The organism is Paenirhodobacter sp. CAU 1674 (assembly GCF_029222945.1).
Lineage (GTDB): Bacteria > Pseudomonadota > Alphaproteobacteria > Rhodobacterales > Rhodobacteraceae > Rhodobacter.
On record NZ_JARHUH010000001.1, the window covers coordinates 444,218 to 466,389 of the forward strand.

Genomic DNA, 22,172 nt, shown 5'->3' on the forward strand with positions numbered 1-22,172 from the left:
TTTGCTTATGCGCATAAGCGCATTAAGCGGAGGCAAAAGCGATGCTACCTGATGCCGCAGCCGCGCTCCCTGCGCCCCGGGGCGACGTGCCATCTCAGGCCCCCCGATCGACCTGCGCTTTCCCTGTCCGTGGTATCAAGCCAAGCTCTGATCGACGTTGACGGGAAAACCCCGTGGCAGGTCACACTGCATATTCAGCGAAAGACCGCTTCCCGCCCGCTCCGCCGCGCCGACCGAGGCCTCGGATTGCACATCCAGCTCCAGTGGGCGCAGGTCGATCCCCTCGGCAGCGCCGTTCTCGACCACATCCCGCGCCTTGGCGGCATTGCGCCCGGCGATATCGCACATCGAAGCATAGACGCGCAGCTCGCGGCGGGCGAGCGCCAGCGCGGTCAGCCCGCCACAGCCGCTCGACGCGCCGGTGACAAGTGCGATTTTCTTGCTCATCAGATCATGCCGCCATTGGCGCGCAGCACCTGCCCGTTGACCCAGCCGCCATCGGGGCCGGTCAGAAAGGCCACCGTGTTGGCGATATCCTCGGGCGTGCCGAGCCGTTCCAGCGGATTGGCCTTGGCGAGTCTCTCGATCAGCGCCTCGGGCTTGCCGTCAAGGAACAGATCGGTCCCGGTCGGTCCCGGCGCAACCGCATTCACCGTGATCGCCCGGCCGCGCATCTCCTTGGCCAGGATGCCGGTCAGCACCTCGACCGCGCCCTTTGTCGCGGCATAGACACCATAGCTCTCGAATTTCAGCGCTGCGACCGAGGAGGACAGATTGACGATCCGCCCGCCATCGCGCATCCGCCGCGCGGCCTCGCGCAGGGTATTGAGCGTGCCCTTCAGATTGATCGCGATCTGGCGGTCGATATGGGCGTCATCGGCTGCGGCCAGCGGGCTGAGCTGCATGATGCCGGCGTTGTTCACCAGCACGTCGATGCCGCCAAAGGCCGCCTCCGCGGCGTCGAACATCGCCCTGACTGCCGCGGGGTCGGACACATCGGCCTGCACGGCGATGGCGCGCCCGCCCGCGCCCTCGATCGCCGCGACGACCTTGGCCGCCGCCTCTGCAGCGCCGGTGTAGTTGATCACGAGGTTGAAGCCGTCCTGCGCCAGCCGGGTCGCGATGGCGGCACCGATGCCGCGCGAGCTGCCGGTGACAAGGGCGGTTTTGGTCGGTCCAGACATGGGGTGCTCCTGTCTCGGGTTTCGGATGAAACAGATATAACCCTGGAATATTCTGGATAATCTGCGAAAAATTGGCATCACAATTCGCCAATTTCGGATACTAAGCCTCGATGGACCGCCTTGACGCCATGCATGTCTTCGCCCGGGTGGCCGAGCGGCGCAGCTTTACCCGGGCCGCCGCCGATCTCGGGCTGCCGCGTTCGACCGTCACCGATGCGGTCAAGGCACTGGAGGCGCGGCTGGGGGTGAAGCTGTTGCAGCGCACCACCCGCACTGTGGCGCCGACGCTCGATGGCGAGGCCTATTATCAGCGCTGTCTGCGGATCCTGGCCGATATCGAGGATGCCGAGGGTGCCTTTGCCGGGGCCCTGCCCAAGGGCCGGTTGCGCGTCGATGTGCATGGCACGCTGGCGCGGCATTTCGTGCTGCCGCATCTGCCCGGGTTCCTGCGCGCCTATCCCGATCTCGAGGTCTACATGAGCGAGGGCGACCGGCTGGTCGATCTGATCCGCGAGGGGGTCGATTGCGTACTGCGCGTGGGCGAGCCGCAGGACAGCGACCTGATCGCGCGGCGGATAGCGATGCTACCCGAGGTGACGCTGGCCGCGCCTGACTACCTTGCCCGCCACGGGGTGCCGCAGCAGCCGGACGCGCTGGAGGGGCACCGGATGGTGGGGTTTCGCTCGACCGCGACGGGGACGGTGCTGCCGCTGGAATTCCGCGAGGGGGGCAAGACGCGCGACGTCACGCTGCCGGTGCAACTCGCGGTGAATGCCGCCGAAAGCTACCTCGCTGCCGCGCGGCAGGGGCTGGGGCTGATCCAGATCCCGCGCTACCACGCCGAGGTGGATCTGACGCGCGGCACGCTGATCGAGGTCCTGCCCGACCACACGCCACCGCCCACGCCGGTCTCGCTGCTTTATCCACGCTACCAGCAGCTCTCGCCGCGTGTACGGGTGTTCCTCGATTGGGTCACCCCGCTCTTTGCGCAGCCCGCAGATTGTCGGGACTGATCCGCCGCCCGATGCGGCCTCAGCCCCACGCCTCGAAGGCACGCAGATCCTCGAGCAACGTCGACCCTGCGGGATACCAGTCGATCTGGCCCCGGGTCAGGGCGCTGCTGGCGGGCATGTCGAGCCCGGCAAAGCCCGTAAATCAGCCCAGATGTCGGGCCAGCGCCTCCCCTTCGAGCGACACCAGCGGCAGGCCGAGCTTCGCCGCAAAGAGGTCACCCTGCGCGCCAATATCAGCCCGACCTGGTGCACCTGGCTTGAACAGGGGCGCCCCCCCCCTCGGTCGATGTGATCGAGCGCATCGCCAAGGGCCTGATGCTGACCGAACCCGAGCGCGAACCCCTGCATATATTGGCCTTTAGCCACCCGCACTCGCCACGGTTTCGCGCGGAAAGTCAGATCACACCACGCCTGCAGAGGGGGCTTGACGCGACGCCGCATGGCCGTTTCGAGCCCTATGCAGACGTTTGATCACTCCCTACTATTCCGACCCATTCTAGCGCCGAGCATTGTGAGACCATGAACTTACGTCACACCAAGATCGACATCGACCGCCTTCGCGACATTGGGTGGGCAAAATGGGACCCAATTGGACTACTTAGCAGCGAAGAGGCGTGGAGAGGTAAGCCTTTCGAAGACGAATACGATGCCTACCTACTCAGAGCAGCGGGCATGCTTAGAAATGGGCAAACGCAGGAAGAAGTTGTCGATTATCTCCTTGGGATTGAGGTGGATAATATGGGGCTGGGCACTCCAAGCGATGTATTAAAGGCGCGCACGCGACTTGTGGATCTCGTGAAGGCCATAGGGGATGACCCGCTTCTGTGGGGAGGGTGTTAAGAATATTCGGCGTCTTACACGTGAATTGTCGGCTCCTCCCGCATCAGCGACACTCGCCGCCAAACTTCGCCGCGGCTTTGCGTGCTCTCGACCGGCGGGTAAGGACCGAATACAACACACCATAGAAGTCGACCGGGGGGACACCCTGCCCTCCAAATCCCTGCGCAATTCCCCATCTCCGCGTCAAAACCTGTCCTATTGCGGTGTCTCCAGGAGCGATCTAAACTCGCATCATAATATCTATCGCCTTGGAGCATATGGGCTTTTTTAACTTCATACGATCACGGCCCGACGACAAGGTTCCTTTGCTAGAACGGTGTCTGTCAGTCGATCTCGAGGTCAATCCCAAGACTGCCGAGATATTTGATCTGGCTGCAGTGCAGCATGGTAATGGCCCCGCGGTTGTGGCGCCGAAGGGCGAGCTCAAGACGGCGCTCGACCGGCTTGAAAAGGCGCTCGACAAGACGCCGCATGTCATCGGCCACAACATCCTGCGCCACGACATCGAGCATCTGCTGGCGGCGCGCCCGCGGTTAGCGGCAAAGATGACAGCGCCCATCGATACGCTTTGGCTCAACCCTCTGGCGTTTCCGCGCAACCCCTACCATCACCTCGTGAAACATTACCATGACGGGCGGTTGCAGGCGGGGCATGTGAATGACCCCGAGCTTGATGCGCGGCTGGTGTTTGAGGTGTTAGAGAACCAGGTTAAGGCGCTGGCCGAGATCGGGGCGCAATCGCCCGAGACCCTGATTGCCTATCATTACCTTGCAACCCGCAGGGTTCATGCCGATGGCTTTGACGCAGCCTTCACCCATATCCGCGAAGCCCCGCTGCCCGATCGCGCCACTGCCTTTGTCGCAATCAGGGCGCTCCTTATGGGCAAGGCATGCGGTGCGCAGATCGGGCCCGTCCTCGATGAATTATCCGACCCGCAAATGGGCTGGCCGCTGGCCTATGCGTTGGCCTGGATCTCGGTTGCGGGTGGCGAATCCGTCATGCCGCCCTGGGTGCGGGCGAGCTTTCCCCAGGCCGCGCTGATCGTGCGCGCGCTGCGCGATACCAACTGTGGCGACCCAAGCTGCGAATGGTGCGCTGAAAAGAACAACCCCGTTGGCGCGCTGAAAAAGTGGTTCGGCTTTGAGGGGTTCCGTCCGCAGCCAGTGGATGAGAACGGTCGACCGCTGCAAGAGGTTATTGTGGCCGAGGCGATGAGCCATGCAAATGTGCTGGGCATTCTGCCCACCGGCACCGGCAAATCTGTCTGCTATCAGGTCCCGGCGCTCAGCCTTTATGACAAGACCGGCGCGCTGACGGTGGTGATTTCGCCGCTCGTCGCGCTGATGGCCGATCAGGTGCAGGGGATGGAGCGCGCCGGGATCACTTCGTCGGTGACGATCAACGGCATGCTTTCAATGCCCGAGCGGCAAGATGCGCTGGACCGGGTGCGGCTCGGGCAGGCCGCGATCTTGCTGATTTCGCCGGAGCAATTGCGAAGCGTGTCGATCCGTTCGGTGCTGAAGCAGCGCGAAGTGGGGCTTTGGGTACTGGACGAGGCGCATTGCGTGTCGAAATGGGGGCACGATTTTCGGCCCGACTACCGTTATATCGGCCGCTTCATCCGCGAGTTTTCGGGCGATGCGCCGCTTGCCCCGGTTCTGTGCCTGACGGCCACCGCCAAACCCGAGGTGGTGCGCGATATCACCGAACATTTCCACGAGCGGCTCGGCGTTGAGCTTGGGCTTTTCGACGGCGGGGCCACGCGCACCAACCTGAGATTTTCAGTGCAGCCAACCGGCAAAGGCAGCAAGCTCGGCGATATTCTGGCGGTGATTTCCGAGCACTTGCCTGAGGGCGAGCAATCGGGGGCCGTGGTGTATTGCGCCACCCGCAAGGAGACCGAGCGCGTCGCGGGTTTCCTCAAGGCGCAGGGGCTGGCGGCGGAGCATTTTCACGCCGGGCTGACCGCAGACGACAAGCAGGCGGTGCAAGAACGCTTCCGCACGGGCGATTTGCGGGTGATTGCGGCCACCAACGCTTTCGGGATGGGAATCGACAAACCCGATATCCGGCTGGTGGTTCACGCCGATATTCCCGGCTCGCTTGAAAACTACCTGCAAGAGGCAGGCCGCGCCGGACGCGATCGGGCGCCAGCCGATTGTGTGCTGCTCTATCATTCCGACGATGTCGAACGGCAGTTTTCTCTCACCGCGCGTTCACGGCTTGAGCGCCACGAGATCGGCGCCATTCTCAAGGCGCTGCGCCGCCTTGACGAACACACACGCAACAGTGGCGAGGTGGTGGCAACGCCCGGCGAGATCGTGCGCGAAGAAAAAGACCGCGAATTCGTGCGCGACAGTGCCACCGATGACACACGCGTTAAAACGGCGGTGTCCTGGCTCGAGGAAGCCACGCTGGTCACGCGTGAGGAAAACCGGGTTCAGGTGTTTCCCTCCTCTCTCATGGTGCGCACGGTGGCCGAGGCAGAAGCCCGCCTGAATGGCGCCGAAATCACCCAAGCGTGGCGCGACCAGCTTTTAAGCATTGTGCGCCATGTGATGAACACACCCTCCGATCAAGGCATTTCGACCGACGAGCTGACCGGCATCAGCGGTCTTTCGCATCGTGCGCTAAGCAAGGCGATGGCCGATCTCGAAACCCTTGGGATTGCACGCAATGACATTGCCGTCACCGTCTCGGTGCATATCGGGGTTGAAAACCAGTCGCGCCAGCGCATGACGCGCGCCATGCGGCTGGAAAAGGCGTTGATTGCGCGGATGCGCGAACTGGCGCCCGAGGCGGGTGTGGGCGATAGTGCTGTGCTTGATCTGGCAACGGCGAGCCAGATTTTGCGCGGCGAGGGCCAAGAGGATGTAAGCCCGCATGTCCTGGAACGGCTCTTGCGCAGCATCGAGCGCGACGGGCGCGACAGCGACGGCGGGACAGGCAACATTCGTCTGCGCAAGCTCTCCAGCAAGACGCTTGAGGTCGTGTTACAACGCTCGTGGCGCGTTGTGGAGCAGACTTCTGAAGTGCGCTGGATGGCCGCCGAAAAGCTCCTCGATTTCCTGATCGCCACACTGCCCGCAGGCACACGCGGCAAGGATATTCAGGTAAACACGACCGTCGGTGATATGATGGCGGCCCTGACCGGCGACGCGTTTCTGAAGGCCGCGGGCGTGAAGGACATGACCAAGCTCATGGAGCGCGCGCTTTTGTGGCTGCACGAACAACAGGTGATGACGCTCGGCAAGGGGCTGACCGTGTTCCGCTCGGCGATGACCATCTATCTGAGCCCAAGCCGTGCCGGTTTCACCAAAAAGGACTTTCTGCCGCTTGAAGAGCACTACCGCGAACAAACGCTGCAAACCCATGTTATGGCGGCCTATGCGGAGAAGGGGCTGGAGCAGATCAACGAGGCTGTGCGCCTTTCCGAAGATTACTTCGCGCTCGATCAGGACCGTTTCTTGCAACGCTGGATGCCCGGACGCAGCGTCGAAATTCGCCGCCAGACCACTGGCACGGCATGGAAGCAGATCGTCGAAAATCTGGGCAATCCGATCCAGCAAGAGATTGTCGCTGACGAGCGTGAAGAAACCAACGTGCTGGTGCTGGCGGGGCCGGGATCGGGCAAAACGCGGGTGCTGGTGCATCGCATCGCCTATCTTTTGCGGGTAAAGCGCGAAGACCCGCGTGGCATTCTCGTGCTGAGCTACAACCGCCATGCCGCCGCCGAGATCCGCGCCCGCCTGCGCCATCTGGTCGGTGAGGATGCAGCCTACGTCACCGTTTCGACCTGTCACGCGCTGGCAATGCGGCTCGTTGGGGCAAGCTTTGCGGGCGGCCCCACAGAGCCGCGCGACTTTGATGCGATCCTGCGCGAGGCGGTGCGCCAGATCAACGGCGAGGGTCTGAGCAAATCCGAGGCCGAGGCGCAGCGCGAGGCGCTTATTCAGGGCTATCGCTGGATTTTGGTGGATGAATACCAAGACATCGGCCCCGAGGAATACGCGCTGATTGCCGCCGTTGCCGGACGCTCGATCGACGACCCAGACCAGCGGCTGAGCCTTTTTGCCGTGGGAGACGACGATCAGAATATCTATGCCTTCACCGGTGCCTCGATCTCGTTCATCCGCCGCTTCGAGGAAGATTACCGCGCCAAGCCGAAGTTCTTGACCGAGAACTACCGCTCGACCCGCTATATCATTGATGCCTCCAATCAGGTGATCGAACCCGCCCGCGGTCGCATGAAGGCGGGTCATGCGATCACCGTGGACAAACTGCGCAGCCTCGATCCCGGTGGTGGTGTGATGGCGCAGTATGATCCGGTTGGCCGCGGGCGCGTGCAATTTTTAGACGTAGGCGCAGACGACACTGAACAGGCGGTCGCGGCCGTCGACGAGTTGGTGCGACTTTCGCGGCTGGAACCCGGCTTTAGCTGGGCGCGCACAGCCATCATCTCGCGCGATTGGCGGCGGCTTGGTCCGGTGCGCGCATATGCCGAAAAGCTCGGGCTACCCGTTGAAATGGCCAACGAAAAGCTGCCAAGCATCTGGCGCCTGCGCGAGATGCAGCGCCTTGTAGCGAGTTTGCGCAGGCGCCCGACGGCACTCCTCAAGATCCAGAACATCCTTGATGTTCTGAACGAACAGCGTTCGAACCGATGGGTCGATCTGATCGCCGAGGGCATTGCAGACCTTGCGCGCGAACTGGGCAACAAGCCAATCCCTGTGCCCGATGCGATCGAATGGCTGGCGGAATGGGCACAGAATGTCCGCAGCGCGCAACGGGGGCTGTTGCTGCTCGCCGTGCGCGGCATCAACGCCCAAGTGAAAGCCACCCAACATGACGAGATGAGATAATGAGCAGCCGATCTGAACGCCGGGTATCGGTGCGCCTTGTCGCGACCGGTGGGCAGGCGCTGAAGGCCGAACTGGTGGGCATCGGCCAGGAGGGTGCCCGGGCGCTGACCCTGATCGAGGCGGCAGGCCCACGGGCGGCGGCGGGGCTCAACGCCGCCGGGGTGTCGGCTGGCGAGGCCATGCGCCAGATGCAGGACCTCGCCGATCGGGCGGCACGGGCTGCGACGGCTTTGCGCCAGGCGGGGGCGGTATCCGGCACAGTCATGAACACGGTGAACCGATCCACCGGCGTCTCGGGCGGCATGGCGCGCGACGCGGCGGATGTTGCGGCCTATGGTCGGGCGCTTGATGACCTCCGCGCCAAGCACAACCCGCTCTTCGCGGTAGTGCGGGAGTATCGATCAACCCTGACCGAGATCCGACAAGCGCACCGGGTTGGGGCGATTTCTGCCGAAGAGATGACGGCAGCCATTGCCCGCGAGCGGCAGGCAACTCTGGCCAGCATCGCGGCGATCAAGGGTCGCACCACCGCGCTGGGCGGAATGAGCAATGCCACGCGCAACGCCAGCCACCGTATGGCGAACCTGTCCTTCCAGCTACAGGATATCGGGGTGTCACTCGCAGGCGGCATGAATCCCTTCATGGTCATGGCGCAGCAGGGCAGCCAGATTTCTCAGATTTATGGCTTTGGGAATGGCGGGGTCGGCGCCCTCTTCCGTGACCTGGGCGGCATGGCCCGCACCCTTGGCCAAGGCATCCTGCAAGTCGCTGGGCGCTTCCCGCTGGTGACGGCCGCCGTGGCGCTGGGCTCGGCCGCGATTGCCGGGATGCGGAACGAGATCAACGAGACCACTGGCGCGCAGGTCAGTTTCACGGACGTGGCGAGGGCGGCCTGGCAGGTCTTTGCGGAGAACGTCTACCAGATCGGCAAGCCCGTCTTCGATACGATCCGGGGCTGGTGGGACAATGCCGTCGCCTGGGCGGATTGGGCCTGGGAGCGGATTGTCGACGGCGTGATCTGGATGGGCGACCTCGTCATTAACGGCTTCAAGGTTGCAGCCGCAGGCGCCACCTATGCCTTCCAGGGCGTGCCCGATGCCGTCGGGGCCCTCGCTGTTGGCGCCGCGAACGCCGTGATCGATGCCGTCAACTGGATGATCGAGAAGGCGCTGGCCGGGATCAACGCCCTGGCCGAAGCGGCGAATGCGGCGCTCGAAGCTGTCGGTCTTGATCCCGCCCTGTCCACTTTGGACCCGGCGACGTTTCGGATCGACAGCGTGGCAAACCCCTATGCCGCCCGAGATGCTGAACGCAGGTCAGCTCTAGCGGAACAAATCCGCGGCATCGTCTCGGGCTCGCCGCTGTCGGAATACTTCAACGATGTCCGCGATCGGGCGCTGCAAATCTCCATCACACCCGACGATCCGGCGGCGGGAGGCGCGGGCGGCGGCGGAGGGCCGTTGCAGACGGCCGAGGAAGTGGCTGCCGCAGCCGATGTCGCGGCGACCGGCTGGGCGGCGGTCAGCGAAGCGCTCTCCACCTACGCAGCCGAGGCCGCCAATTGGGGCGGCAGCGTCGGCGAGGCGATCACCTCGGCTTTCCGTGCCGGGGAAGAAGCCGTCGCCGAGTTCGTCCGAACGGGGAAGCTGGATTTCTCAAGCCTCGCCACCTCGATCATCGCTGATCTCGCGAAGATCGCCTTCCGCCGCTTTGTCTTTGGCCCTCTCGCCTCAGCGCTGGGCGGGGTTCTCGGCGGGATCGGCGGGGGCATCGGCGGCGGATCGATTTCCGCCGGGGTCTATCACGCGGGCGGCCGGGTGCCCGGGCCCGCCAGCATGATGATCCCCGCCGCGGCCTTCGCCACCGCCCCCCGTTTCCACAACGGCGGCGGCATGGGTCTCGGGTCTGACGAATATGCTGCCGTCCTGCTGCGCGGCGAACGCGTCCTGAACCGTGCCGAGACCCGCGCCTGGGAAGGCGGGGCGGGCACCACCGTCAACATCTATGCCCGCGATGCCGAAAGCTTCCGCGCCTCCCGCTCGCAAGTGGCCTCCGACATCGCCCGGGCCGTGGCCTATGGCCGAAGGAGCAGCTGAATGGCGTTTCACGAGATCAGGTTTCCGGACAGTATCAGCCGGGGCGCGAAGGGCGGGCCGGAACGGCGCACCCGGATTGTCGAACTGGCCTCGGGCGACGAGGAACGCAACGCTACTTGGGCTAACTCGCGCCGCCGCTATGACGTCTCCTATGGCGTGCGCCGGGCCGACGATCTGGCCGCGGTCGTTGCCTTCTTCGAGGCCCGCAACGGCCGCCTGCACGCGTTTCGGTTCAAGGATTGGTCGGACTACAAATCCTGCCTGCCTTCGGCAGCGCCCGCGCCCACCGACCAGATCATCGGCACCGGCAACGGATCGACCGCCACCTTTGCCCTGACCAAGACCTATGCCTCCGGCGCGCAGTCCTGGGCGCGGGCAATCATCAAGCCAGTCGTTGGCACGGTGACGGTTTCGCTGAACGGGGTCACGCAAGGGTCTGGCTGGTCGGTCAACACCACCACCGGGATCGTCACTTTCACTGTTCCCCCCACCACCGGCGCAGTGATCCGCGCTGGGTTCGAGTTCGACGTGCCCGTGCGCTTCGACACCGACGAGCTGCCTGTCACGCTCGACATCGAACGCACCGGCTCCATTCCCTCCATTCCCCTGATCGAGGTGCGCCGATGACCCCACCCAAAGACCGCAACACCATGGGCTTTGTCGCCTACGTTTCACTTGCCCTCGCCCTTTCGGCCCAAGGCGGCGCCGCGATCTGGTGGGCCGGGATCATCAACACCCGCGTCGCCATGATCGAACGGCAGATGGATGACCTCCTTCTGATCCGCCCCGAGCAAATCCGCGACATGGCCGAGGCCCTGCGCGCGATCGCCGTGATCGAAGAGCGGATGATCCGCCTCGACGAGAACATCGCCCGCATCGGCGCCGCCGTCGGACGCCTCGAACAACAGGACCGCACCCCATGAAGACCCTGCCCGCAGGTTTCCAGGCGCATCTGGATGAAGGCACCACCACTCTTGCTTGGTGCTGGCGATTGCAAAGGCGCGATGGCGCCGTCTTCGGCTTTACCGATCATGACCGGGTGCTGACCTTCGCGGGCACCAGTTTCGAACCCGAGACCGGTTTCGCGGCCAGCGAGATCAGAAGCCTGGGCGATCTCTCAGTCGATGCCCAGGACGTGCAAGGCGCCCTCAGGTCAGACCGGATCACCGAGACCGATATCGCCGACGGGCTTTGGGACAATGCCGCGGTCGAGGTTTGGCTGGTGAACTGGCAAGCGGTCAGCCAGCGCCTGCTGATGCGCCGCGGCAGCATCGGCGAGATCAGGCGGGGGCGACACGCTTTCACGGCCGAAGTGCGGGCGCTGGCGCATCTCTTGAACCAGCCCGTCGGCCGAACTTTCCAGTATTTCTGCGACGCGACGCTGGGCGATGCCCGCTGTGGGGTGAACATTGTCAGCCCAGCCTATCGGGGCACAGGGTCCGTCACGGCCACGATCGGAGACAGGCGGTTTACGGTGGCGACTGGCCTCGGGGCCTTTGCCTCGGGCTGGTTCGATTTCGGGGTGGTGGAATGGACTAGCGGCGCCAATGCCGGGCGGAGGGCGGAAGTGGCAAGCCATACCCTCGCCAGCGGCACAGCCACGATCACCCTGATGGAAGCGCCGGTGCGCCCGATCGCCCTGGGCGACGCCTTTGCGATCACCGCAGGCTGCGACAAGCGCCACGCCACCTGCCGCGATCGGTTCGGCAATGCGATCAATTTCCGCGGCTTCCCCTCGATCCCCGGGGACGATCTGGTCACCCGCTACCCGAACGAGACCGACGCCAACTCCGGCGCGCCCCTGCGCCCCCTTGCCGATGGTTGAACTCCGCGCCTCGGTCGATCCCGCCCTTGTGGTGGCAATCGCGGAAAGCTGGCTCGGCACACCCTATCTGCATCAGGCCTCCACCCGCGGTCTCGGCACCGATTGCCTTGGCCTTGCCCGCGGCATCTGGCGCGATCTGCACGAGGCCGAACCGATCAGCCCACCGCCCTATACCCGCGATTGGGGCGAGAGCAGCGGCCGTGAAGTCATGTGGGAGGCCGCCCGTACTTTCCTGATCGAGATCCCCATGGGCGCCGCCGAACCCGGCGCCCTGATCCTCTTCCGCATGGTGGCAAACGGCCCGGCTAAGCATTGCGGCATCCTCGTGTCGGGGCCTGCCCTGATCCATGCCCGCGAGACCACCGGCGTCACGCGCGAACCCTTCACCCTGCCCTGGCGCCGCCGCGCCGTGGCCGCCTTCCTCTTTCCAGGCTAATCCCCATGGCAACCATGCTCTTCGCCGCTGCCGGTTCCGCAATCGGCAGCGCCTTCGGTGGCGCGTTTCTCGGCTTCAGCGCGGCAACGATCGGCGGCGCCATTGGGTCATTCGCAGGCTCGGTCATCGACAGCCTGATCATCGGCTCGCTCGCGCCTGACCAGCGCATCGAGGGCGCGAAGCTCGACGACCTGCGCCTGACATCGGCTACCGAGGGCGCCGTGATCCCCCGCATTTTCGGCACGATGCGGCTCGGCGGAAACATCATCTGGGCCACGGATTTCCGCGAGGAGCAGTTCCGCCAAACCCAAGGCGGCGGCAAGGGCGGCGGGCCGAAGGTCGTGACCGAAGGCTATCGTTACTATGCCTCTTTCGCCGTGGCGCTGTGCGAGGGCCCGATCGGTGGCGTCTGCCGCATCTGGGCCGACGGCAAACCCTTCGACGTTCCGGGCGCCGTGATCCGCGTGCACTTGGGCACGGAAAGCCAGATGCCGGACCCCTTCATCGAGGTGAAGGAAGGCGCTGGGCAGGCCCCAGCCTATCGCGGCGTCGCCTATGTCGTGTTCGAGGATCTGGCGCTTGAGACATTCGGCAACCGCCTGCCCCAGCTGTCCTTCGAGGTGATCCGGCCCTCGCCCGATCCCGCCGCTATGGAACGCCTTGTCCGCGCCGTGAACCTGATCCCCTAGGCGGGCGAGTTCGTCTATGCGACCGAGACCGTCACCCGCACTACGGCCGCCCCCGGGCTTTGGAACAGCGGCAGCGGGAATGGCACGGCAGCACCAGAGAACGAGAACAGCGTCGAAGGCCTGCCCGATCTGGTGGCATCGTTGAACCGACTTGATGCAGCATTGCCGGACTGCGAAGCGGTGTCGCTGGTCGTTTCATGGTTCGGCACCGATCTGCGGGCAGGCGCCTGCCAGATCAAGCCGGGCGTGGAATCGACGACCAAGACCACCACCCCGATGGTCTGGCAGGTGAACGGCGTGACGCGCACCGGCGCGCATGTCGTCTCCACCGTCGATGGTGGCCCAGCCTATGGCGGCACGCCAACCGATGCGGCGGTGGTGCAGGCCATCCAAGAACTGAAGGCGCGCGGCAAGCGTGTCACCTTCTACCCCTTCATCCTGATGGACATCCCGGCGGCCAATACGCTGCCGAACCCGTACTCGCCGAACGGCAGCGCGCCCGGACAGCCGGTTTACCCTTGGCGCGGGCGGATCACCTGCGCCCCGGCAGCAGGGTTTGCGGGCACGGTGGACAAGACGGCCGCGGCAGGGACGCAGGTTGCGGCCTTCTTCGGGTCAGCCGCGCCGGGGCAGTTTGTTGTATCAGGCACGACGGTCAGCTTCACCGGCAGCCCCAGCGATTGGGGCCTGCGCCGGATGATCCTGCACTATGCCCATCTCTGCGCCGCGGCCGGGGGCGTGGACGCTTTCCTGATCGGCACCGAGATGCGCTGGCTGACGCAAATCCGCTCGGCGGCGTCCACCTATCCGGCTGTCACCGCCTTCGTGCAACTCGCGGCCGATGTCAGCGCCATCCTCGGGCCTGCCACAAAGGTCAGCTATGCCGCCGACTGGTCGGAGTACTTCGGCCATCAACCGGCCGATGGTTCGGGCGATGTGTTCTTCCACCTCGATCCGCTCTGGGCCTCGCCGAATGTGGATTTCGTGGCGATCGACAACTACCTGCCGCTCTCGGACTGGCGCGACGGCGACGATCACCTCGATGCACTGGCGGGGTGGACCGGTCCGCACCAGACCGCCTACTTGCAGGCCAACATCGAAGGCGGCGAAGGCTACGACTGGTTCTATGCCTCCTCGGCCGACAGGATTTCCCAGACGCGGACGGCGATCACCGATGGTGCCGGGAAACCTTGGGTCTTCCGCCCAAAAGACCTCCGGAATTGGTGGAGCCAGCCGCATATCAATCGCCCTGGCGGCGTTGAAAGCGGCGGGCCCACCGCCTGGGTGCCCGGATCAAAGCCGATCCGCTTCACCGAAGCCGGTGCGCCTTGCGTCGATCGCGGCACCAACCAGCCGAATGTCTTTGTCGATCCCAAATCCTCGGAATCCCTGCTGCCGCATTTCTCGCGCGGTTGGCCCGACGAGTTCATCCAGCGCCGCTATGCCGAAGCGTTGATCGGCTACTGGGCGAACCCGGCAAACAACCCGACGGCGAGCCTTTATTCCGGCCGGATGATCGAGACGACCGAGATTGCGCTTTGGACATGGGACGCCCGCCCCTTCCCGGCCTTCCCCGCCCGCAGTGATGTCTGGTCCGATGCCGAGAACTGGCGGCTGGGGCATTGGCTCACCGGCCGCGCCGGGGCCACGGGCCTCGCCGAACTCGTCGCCGAACTCTGCGCTCGTGCCGGGCTGGCCCCTGCCGATCTGGACGTGACTGATTTGGCAGGGTCGGTGCCGGGTTTCGCCGTCAACGCGATCGAAAGCCCCCGCGCGTCGATCGAGACCATCGCCCGGCTTTTCGGCTTCGACGCCTTCGAGGCAGAGGGCAAAATCCGCTTCCGCATGCGCGGGCAGCGGCCCGTGGCCACAATCACTCTCGACACGCTCGTGGCGGCCAGCCGCGAGGCCGAGGATCTGGAACTGACCCGGGCGCAAGAGACCGAACTGCCCCTCGCCCTCAAATGGCGGCTGATGGCCCGCGACGAGGAGTTCGCCGGGATCACGGTCGAAGCCCGGCGGATCACCGTCGACACAGCTCGCATCTCGGCCGAGCAACTGCCGATTGCCTCGACCAGCGGTGCCGCCGAACGCGGCGTGCGCCGGGCCCTGTTTGAGGCCTGGGTCGGGCGCGAGAAGGCGAGTTTCACCTTGCCGCCGTCGCGCCTGGCGCTGGACCCGGCCGATGTGATCCTGCTCGACCACGACAACCGCCTGATCGAATTCGCCCTGACCTCAATCACCGACGGCGCTGGGCGACGGGTTGAGGCGCGGCGGTCCGATCGCGCGCTCTATGATCTGGCGCCGGGATCGGATCGGGGCGCGACCTCCGGCGCGAAGGCGGTCTACGGCCCGCCCCTCGTGGCGCTGATGAACCTTCCGCAGTTGTCGGAGGATTTTCCGGACTGGCAGCCTTATGCCGCAGCTCATGCTGCCCCATGGTATGGCACGGCCGCGGTCTGGCGATCGGCCACGACGGACGGGTTCGCTGTCCTGACCACGATTTCGCGACCGGGCTGGTTCGGCACCCTGGCCTTCCCCTTCTATGCCGGGCCCACCAACCGCTTCGATCGCGGCAACGAGCTTTGGGTCGACATGATCGCGGGCCAGTTCGCCAGCGTCAGCGACGCGGCCGTGTTTTCCGGCACGAACTGGGTGGCAATCGAGACCGCGCCTGATCTCTGGGAGATCGTGGGGTTCGCGACCGCCAGCCTGCAATCCCCCGGGCGCTGGCGCCTGACCCGATTGCTCCGCGGGCTCCTGGGCACCGAGGATGCCATCGCCAACCCGGCACCGGCCGGGGCGCGGGTCGTCGTACTGGATGGAGGGGTCAAACCCCTGCCGATCGGCAGCGCCGACTATGGCGCGGCCTGGAACTGGCGGATCGGGGCCTCGAGCAAGCCCGCAGGCGATCCGGCGAACTTGGCTGTCAGTTTCGCGCCATCAGCCCGGGGACTGCGGCCATGGCGGCCCTGTCACGCCCGGCGGGTCAATCTGCCCGGCGGTGATATCGCCCTCAGCTGGACCCGGCGCACCCGCGCTTTCGCGGGCGACAACTGGGCCCTGACCGAAGTGCCGTTGGGCGAGGCGGCCGAGGGTTACGAACTCGACATTCTGAACGGGGCGGTGGTCGTGCGCACGGTTTCCGGCCTTGCCACGCCTGCCTTCACCTACACGACAGCGATGCAAACAGCCGACTTCGGCGCCCCCGTTTCCGGCCCCCTCGCGCTTCGCATCGCGCAAACCGGCGCGCTGGGCCGCGGCGCCATTCTCGACATCACCCTTTGATCCGGAGGCCCCATGGCCGACACCCCGAACATCCGCCTCACCTTCCTCGAGGCGAACCAGGCGCAGAAGCACATCACCGTCAACGAGGCCTTCCGCGCCCTCGATGCTCTTGTGCAGCCCGCCGTGGAAAGCACCGGCCTCAACACCCCGCCCGGATCGCCGGTCGATGGCGCCCGCTATGTCGTAGGCGCCGCACCTACCGGCGCTTGGGCAGGCCAAGCCTTTGCGATCGCCGCCTGGCAGGATGGGGCCTGGGCCTTTTATCCGCCCGCGGAAGGCTGGTCTGTTTGGGATCGCGCGACCGATGCCGCCCTGACGTTTCTTGGCGGCGCCTGGGTGCGGCAGGCCGCGCTGCCCTTCCCCGACAACCTGTTTCGCCTGGCCGACGATGCCGATCCGACCAAGCTCGCAGCCTTCGATCTCTCGGGCCTATCGGCAGGCACAACCCGCACGTTCACCTTGCCGAACCTGTCGGCCACGCTGGCCCATCTTGGCAACGCCGCCCAGACATTCTCGGGGGCCACGACGTTTTCGAACGCGACGGTGACGATCGGCACGGCGACGACCACCGCCACCTATGGCATCGGCACCGGCGGCACGACCACGGGTGTCACCAAGACCGTGAACCTCGGCACCGGCGGCGCAGCCGGATCGACGACGGTGATCAACCTCGGCTCGACCACCGCCGGGGCGCTGGGTAGCACCATTATCAACACGCCCACCGTCACCTTTGCGGCCAGCGTCACCGCGATCGGCGCGGCGGCGGCGAACATCACTGCGCTGGGCCTTGGGCTTGGTGGCGCCTCGCCCGATGCTGCGAACCGGTTGAGCGTCAATGCCGCCGCCACGCTTCTGAACAATGCGGGCGGGTCGCATGAAGCCACGATCAACAAGGCCGCCGCCGGGAATGACGCCAGCCTTGCCCTGAAGACCGGCTTCTCGGCACGGGCGCTGTTCGGGCTCCTCGGCTCCGACGATGTGACGCTGAAGGTTTCGCCCGACGGCTCGGCCTTCTTCGACGCCTTCGTGATCGATCGCGCCACTGGGCGGGCCGAGTTCCCCGAGCCTCTGATCCTGCCGGGCCACTCGGCGGTGCCTGCCGTGCCCCCTGCCGGGAAGCTGGCCCTCTACGGGCGCCAGCGGGCAGGCGCTCCCTGGCTGGAGGTGGTGCGGCCGACGGGGCGGGATTTTCCGCTGCAACCCCACACCGGGCTGAACCGCATCGGCACATGGGCGCCGTCAACCAGCACCACGATCGTTGCGCAGGGCATCCCTCTGACCAGTGTCGGCACCATCAGCCACCCCTCCCTGTCTGCGGCCTCCCTTCTGACCAGTTCGCGGCGGTGGCGCGCGACGTCCGCGGCAACGGCGAATTCCGTGGCTGACCAGCGCTCGGCCCTAACCGGCTGCTGGCGCGGCAACGCGGCCGGGCTTGGCGGCTTCACGCTGATCACGCGGATCAGCCTGACCACCTTGCAGCCGACGGGGATCGGGTTCTTCGGCCTTTTGGCTTCGGTCGCGGCGCTGGCCACGACGACGGTCCTTTCCGCGCTGGTGGAAGCGATCGGGTTCGGCTTCGAACGCGGTACGCATACGAATTGGCAACTGGTCCGCAATGACGCCACGGGGGCGCCGACCCTCGTGGATCTCGGCGCCGGGTTCCCGGTCGTGACGGCCGGGCTTTTGACCCTCACCATCTGGTGCCCGGCCGCGGGCAGTTCGATCTGGCTGCGCGCAGTCAACGAGCTGACCGGCGCTGTCTTCGAACAGGAGGTGACGGCCGACCTGCCTCAAGCAACGACCTTCCTCGCCCCGCGCCTCTTCCTGAACAACGGCGCCACCGCCGCGGCGGTCGCGTTCGAATGCACCGGCCTCTACCTCGAAACCGACTTCTGACCCTGAAAGGAGCCCTCATGTCCCCTGCCGCTTTCAACGCCTATGTCGCCGAACTGCGCCAGCAGATCGCGATGCTCTCCGAACGCTGCGCGCTTCTCGCAGCCGAACTGGCCGCAGCCAGGGAGGCGCAATCACCGCCGCCGGACCCGCCCGCCGCCAGTTGAAGCCCACCGGAACCGCCCCGCGCCCCGCCCTCCGGCGGGGTTTTTCTTTGCCCGAAAGGAACACACCCATGAACGACCAGATCGACGCGCTGAAGGCGCTGCAAATGGCGCTGGCACGCCTTGGCTACTACACTGGCGCGATCGACGGCCTCTTCGGCCCCCGCACCGATGCCGCCCTGAAGGCCATTGCAGCCGAAGGCGGCGCAATCCGCAACCTGAAGCCTGCGGTGCCGGTGCCAGCCGGGCCCATGATCTTCCAGGGCAGCGCCCGCTATCCCGTGGACGAAATCGTCATCCACTGCGCTGCCACCCACCCAGACTGGATGCGTGGCCAGCCTCTCACCGCCAAGCGCAAGGAGATCGACCGCTGGCACCGCGAAGAGCGCGGCTGGCGCAAGATCGGCTACCACCACCTGATCGATCGCGACGGCGCGATCCTGCCTGGCCGCGCAGAAACCGAGATCGGCGCCGGGGTCGAAGGCCACAATCGCGGCGTGATCCATATCTGCCTGATCGGCGGCGCGGGTTCGGCCGCCACCGATCCCTTCGAGCGGAACTTCACCGCCGCCCAGGATCGGGCCCTGCGCGGCCTGATCGACGCCATCCGCGCCGAGACCGCCATCACCCGCATCACCGGTCACAACGACCACGCCGCCAAGGCCTGCCCGGGCTTCGTCGTGCGCAGCTGGATCAACCGGGCCTGAAATCCACCAAAGGAGAAGACATCATGAACTTGACCAATCAGCCCAGCCTTCGTCCGACCCGGAAAATGGCCGCCGTCGGCTGGACGAGCCTTCTTGGCCCGATTGTGGCCGCGATCATCGCGCCGTGGCTGCCGGGGTTGTCCGAGGCCTGCGGCGGAGAAGTGGGGGCGTCCCTTGTGGCCGGTGGCCTCGCGCTGGCGCAGGGGGCGGTGAACTTCATTGCAGGGTATGTGGTGAAGGAGAGGAACTGATGAATTGACGACCACCACCGCCAACTAGGAAGCACGTACATTCGAGAGATTTTGCTGGTCGCGATCACGCCTTAGAGCAGCGGTTAGGTACTTAACAAAGAACTCGAATGCTGCATCCTGCAACCGTTGCGATACAACATGATCTGCGATAGGGTCCAGAAACGCCTAGATATAGGCGTCCTTGCAAATTCGTGATCTCGAAAAAGAAAACCCCGGCCGGAGCCGGGGCGGGCTAGCGGCGCACCGCGTAGCGTTGATGAGGCAGAGGTAGCAGCTTGACAGACGGAAATCAAGCCCCTGAACCAAAGGTGAGGGCGGCATTTTACATAGATGGTTTCAACTTCTACCATGCACTCGACGCGCTTGGGCAGCCTCACCTCAAGTGGCTAAGCTACTGGAAATTGTGCAAAAATGTGTTGCCGCAGCGCACGCAGGAACTCGTCGGCGTCACTTGGTGCACTGCTCGACACCCATCAGACAACAGCAAAGCCATCCGACATGATGCTCTCGTGTTAGCTCAGAAGTGCGAAGGGGTCCTCGTGCGTACCGGTCACTTCGTAAACGAGGACAGGGACTGTCGCGGATGCGGAAATGCCTGGAAACATCCCTCCGAGAAGGAGGGCGACATTAACGTTGCAATCAACCTTTTGCGTGATGCGTTCCACAACGTTTATGACCATGCCTATTTGCTCACAGCGGATAGCGACCAGGTGGCAACCATCCGGATGTTCAAATCAGAGTTTCCGCACAAGAATCTGACCGTGGTGGTGCCACCCGGTCGCGAACGGTCAAAGCACCTCCATGCTGCATCCCCAAATGGCTCCATTCAACTGAATGAAAACCATATCGATCGTGCAGTTATGCGCCAGATCGTAATGAAGGCCGGTGTAGGCAGCGTAAGACGCCCCTTCGAATATGATCCACCGGCTGGATGGGTTCATCCAGAAGATCGGCCCAAATAGCCTCACGAAGAAAGCCAGCGATTGATCTAGCAAGCAGGCAATCAGCGTCACGCAAATGGGGGAAGCATCGTGGAGCCGAACACCGGTCAGAGGCGCAAAGCCTACGCATTCCTCTTTGACGGCACGGCGGAAGGGCTTCCTGATCCTGCGCTTAGCTATTTTACAAAAGAGGTCCTACAAGCTTTGGGCAATGCTGACCCGGCAGGCCGCACTCGCACACAAGTCCGTCTTGGCATTCCGAGTCTATTGGATTTTGCGGAACGCACAACGGGTGTTCAGGGATCTGAAAAGAGTACGGGCCGCACAGTCTCCCATGACAAAGATGTCTACAAGTATGTCATTTGGGAGTGGCTAGATTCTTTGGGACAAGGTTGGTCCAGCGTGGATCGGGATGCTGGCCTTGATATCTTTCGCCTTCATTCTTCTGAATGCATCACTTTATCCTCTCTCGACGATGACGTCCGAGATGCTATCGATCGGCACTTGCGATCGATAGCCGGGTACGTCGGAGCGTTTGAGATTGACCCCGGAAATCCGGTTCACCGCCGTGGCTTCTTCGAGTTGCTGATCTATGCGGCCGCTGTCGAAGACGGTACGATCACTCAAGAGCTTAGCTTTGAAGGCGATCAGGACTGGGCACTTTCCGGATCAGAAAACTTTAAACCCAATGGGATGACTTGGAAGCCTTATGGATGGTTGGCTCAACACGGACCTCCTGGGCTTGTGGCGGCAACATCTCCGAGGGGCCAGCAGGCTGCGGCTGCTGTTGCACGTAAGCAGACACTCAGTGTCGAACATCGAGTTCTGGAAGGGATCAGCAATGCCTTGTTCGGGAAGCAGATTGGCAAGACCTTTGAGTTTAAGGCGGTCGGCCAATCTACCGACATTCTGCAGGCGCTTCTGCCAGAAGGAAAATTCACCAAGTACTTGATGGATCGAACACACCCAAAGGGCGGTTCGAAGGCCGCCTTCTTGATTGACGTGTTAGGAATCGACCCTGAGGACTGGCGCTACCTCGCTGGTCAATTCTACTTTGGTCTGTTGATCGCTCGGCCAGAGGAGGTGAAGATCATCCAGTGGGAAACCGGCGTCGCAGCACGCTTCAATGTTTTGATGCGGGTCCGCAACAGAGCGGGTACGACTGTGGCAATCGAAACTGGATGGAACATGGTCCCGGGTGCGATCCCTTCACTCTCAACCGCATTTCCAGGGCAGGATGGCGTTGACGCAGTTGAGCCGGGCGATCCACCAATCTTGCCACCAGGGCCCCGAACGCACGAGGAGTGGTCAAAACTTTGGGGCCGCGCGAATGTTGCCGCAATCGATGCTGCGAATGCTCACGTTCCCACTCCTATGTTCTTGACCGGGGTCGGAGCAATTCCTGAGGGAGAGTGCGGAACGGCGCTGGTAAGGGTTTTTGATGCCCGGCGGGGCTTCGCGCGATGGCTAAGGCACGCAGGTATTGGCGACACAGACGGATACGGTGGTGTAGTTGCCGTAAGCCCAATTCAAAGCCAGTCGCTCGAGCGAGCAAGCACTTGGGCAAAAACCGTAGCAGCGATTCTGCAACTCAATGGCGTCGAAGCGGACGTACAGCTGTTCGCGACTTAAGGAAGGCGCAAGGCACATCTAACGCAGAACTGGGGGAGCGTCGCTCCCAAACCTGTCGAACGCGTTCTTCTGCGGTTTTCGCGCGTTCCCGATCCTGTGGGGCTACTATCCCACTGTTTTCGCACGTAGTTTTGGCCCGTTTGTTGACCTATTGTTGACCCGTGGTTGGGAACGCAAAAAGCCGCCCGGAGGGGCGGCTCTTAAGCTGTTGATATCGTTGTGTAAAACTGGTTGCGGGAGCAGGATTTGAACCTGCGACCTTCAGGTTATGAGCCTGACGAGCTACCGGGCTGCTCCATCCCGCGCCGGTGACGCGCTTTTGCGTCGGGTTTTTTCACCCCAGAACGATGA

The 22,172-nt window shown here is 64.2% G+C and carries 17 protein-coding genes and 1 tRNA gene; 15 read left to right on the plus strand and 3 right to left on the minus strand.

Features of this window, described 5'->3' with window-relative positions; all coding sequences use genetic code 11:
• Positions 1-135 precede the first annotated feature (135 nt).
• Together P2G62_RS02060 and P2G62_RS02065 are read right to left on the minus strand one after the other, a co-directional pair.
• Entirely contained in the window at positions 136-447 is a 312-nt protein-coding gene (locus tag P2G62_RS02060) for an SDR family NAD(P)-dependent oxidoreductase (RefSeq protein WP_275733185.1), read from the minus strand.
• On the minus strand, positions 447-1,184 hold the full coding sequence (locus P2G62_RS02065; RefSeq protein ID WP_275733186.1) for an SDR family oxidoreductase: 738 nt from the start codon (positions 1,182-1,184) through the stop codon (positions 447-449). Before P2G62_RS02065 ends, P2G62_RS02060 begins: the two co-directional genes overlap by 1 nt.
• A gap of 110 nt (positions 1,185-1,294) precedes the next feature.
• Here P2G62_RS02065 and P2G62_RS02070 point away from each other — a divergent pair, with 110 nt between their 5' ends.
• From P2G62_RS02070 to P2G62_RS02140, 15 genes are all read left to right on the plus strand, one after another.
• Positions 1,295-2,197 carry a LysR family transcriptional regulator gene (locus P2G62_RS02070; RefSeq protein ID WP_275733187.1) on the plus strand — a complete coding sequence of 301 codons (903 nt, stop codon included), beginning with the start codon at positions 1,295-1,297 and terminating at the stop codon, positions 2,195-2,197.
• A gap of 1,208 nt (positions 2,198-3,405) precedes the next feature.
• Complete coding sequence (locus P2G62_RS02075; protein WP_275733221.1) at positions 3,406-7,899, plus strand: RecQ family ATP-dependent DNA helicase; 4,494 nt, start codon at positions 3,406-3,408, stop codon at positions 7,897-7,899.
• Complete coding sequence (locus P2G62_RS02080; RefSeq protein WP_275733188.1) at positions 7,899-9,995, plus strand: phage tail tape measure C-terminal domain-containing protein; 2,097 nt, start codon at positions 7,899-7,901, stop codon at positions 9,993-9,995. Before P2G62_RS02075 ends, P2G62_RS02080 begins: the two co-directional genes overlap by 1 nt.
• Positions 9,996-10,622, plus strand: coding sequence for a DUF2460 domain-containing protein (locus P2G62_RS02085; protein ID WP_275733189.1), 627 nt, complete (start codon positions 9,996-9,998; stop codon positions 10,620-10,622).
• Entirely contained in the window at positions 10,619-10,918 is a 300-nt protein-coding gene (locus tag P2G62_RS02090; RefSeq protein WP_275733190.1) for a hypothetical protein, read from the plus strand. Before P2G62_RS02085 ends, P2G62_RS02090 begins: the two co-directional genes overlap by 4 nt.
• Positions 10,915-11,820, plus strand: a complete 906-nt coding sequence (locus tag P2G62_RS02095; RefSeq protein ID WP_275733191.1) for a DUF2163 domain-containing protein — start codon at positions 10,915-10,917, stop codon at positions 11,818-11,820. The genes P2G62_RS02090 and P2G62_RS02095 overlap by 4 nt, the downstream gene beginning before the upstream one ends.
• Positions 11,813-12,256, plus strand: coding sequence for an NlpC/P60 family protein (locus P2G62_RS02100; protein ID WP_275733193.1), 444 nt, complete (start codon positions 11,813-11,815; stop codon positions 12,254-12,256). Before P2G62_RS02095 ends, P2G62_RS02100 begins: the two co-directional genes overlap by 8 nt.
• 5 nt (positions 12,257-12,261) lie before the next feature.
• Entirely contained in the window at positions 12,262-12,945 is a 684-nt protein-coding gene (locus P2G62_RS02105; RefSeq protein WP_275733194.1) for a hypothetical protein, read from the plus strand.
• 141 nt (positions 12,946-13,086) lie between these two features.
• Entirely contained in the window at positions 13,087-16,233 is a 3,147-nt protein-coding gene (locus P2G62_RS02110; RefSeq protein WP_345799260.1) for a glycoside hydrolase/phage tail family protein, read from the plus strand.
• A gap of 12 nt (positions 16,234-16,245) precedes the next feature.
• Positions 16,246-18,129 carry a DUF2793 domain-containing protein gene (locus P2G62_RS02115; RefSeq protein ID WP_275733195.1) on the plus strand — a complete coding sequence of 628 codons (1,884 nt, stop codon included), beginning with the start codon at positions 16,246-16,248 and terminating at the stop codon, positions 18,127-18,129.
• A gap of 17 nt (positions 18,130-18,146) precedes the next feature.
• Entirely contained in the window at positions 18,147-18,293 is a 147-nt protein-coding gene (locus tag P2G62_RS02120) for a hypothetical protein (protein ID WP_275733196.1), read from the plus strand.
• Between the two features lie 68 nt (positions 18,294-18,361).
• The gene (locus P2G62_RS02125) at positions 18,362-18,997 is read left to right on the plus strand and encodes an N-acetylmuramoyl-L-alanine amidase (protein ID WP_275733197.1); all 636 of its coding nucleotides are present in this window, start codon (positions 18,362-18,364) and stop codon (positions 18,995-18,997) included.
• A gap of 23 nt (positions 18,998-19,020) precedes the next feature.
• Positions 19,021-19,248, plus strand: a complete 228-nt coding sequence (locus tag P2G62_RS02130) for a hypothetical protein (protein ID WP_275733198.1) — start codon at positions 19,021-19,023, stop codon at positions 19,246-19,248.
• A 275-nt stretch (positions 19,249-19,523) separates the two neighbouring features.
• Entirely contained in the window at positions 19,524-20,210 is a 687-nt protein-coding gene (locus tag P2G62_RS02135) for an NYN domain-containing protein (RefSeq protein WP_275733199.1), read from the plus strand.
• A 69-nt stretch (positions 20,211-20,279) separates the two neighbouring features.
• Positions 20,280-21,821 carry a DUF6883 domain-containing protein gene (locus tag P2G62_RS02140; protein ID WP_275733200.1) on the plus strand — a complete coding sequence of 514 codons (1,542 nt, stop codon included), beginning with the start codon at positions 20,280-20,282 and terminating at the stop codon, positions 21,819-21,821.
• Between the two features lie 228 nt (positions 21,822-22,049).
• Here P2G62_RS02140 and P2G62_RS02145 read toward each other — a convergent pair.
• A tRNA-Met gene (locus P2G62_RS02145) sits at positions 22,050-22,126 on the minus strand.
• Between the last annotated feature and the right edge of the window lie 46 nt (positions 22,127-22,172).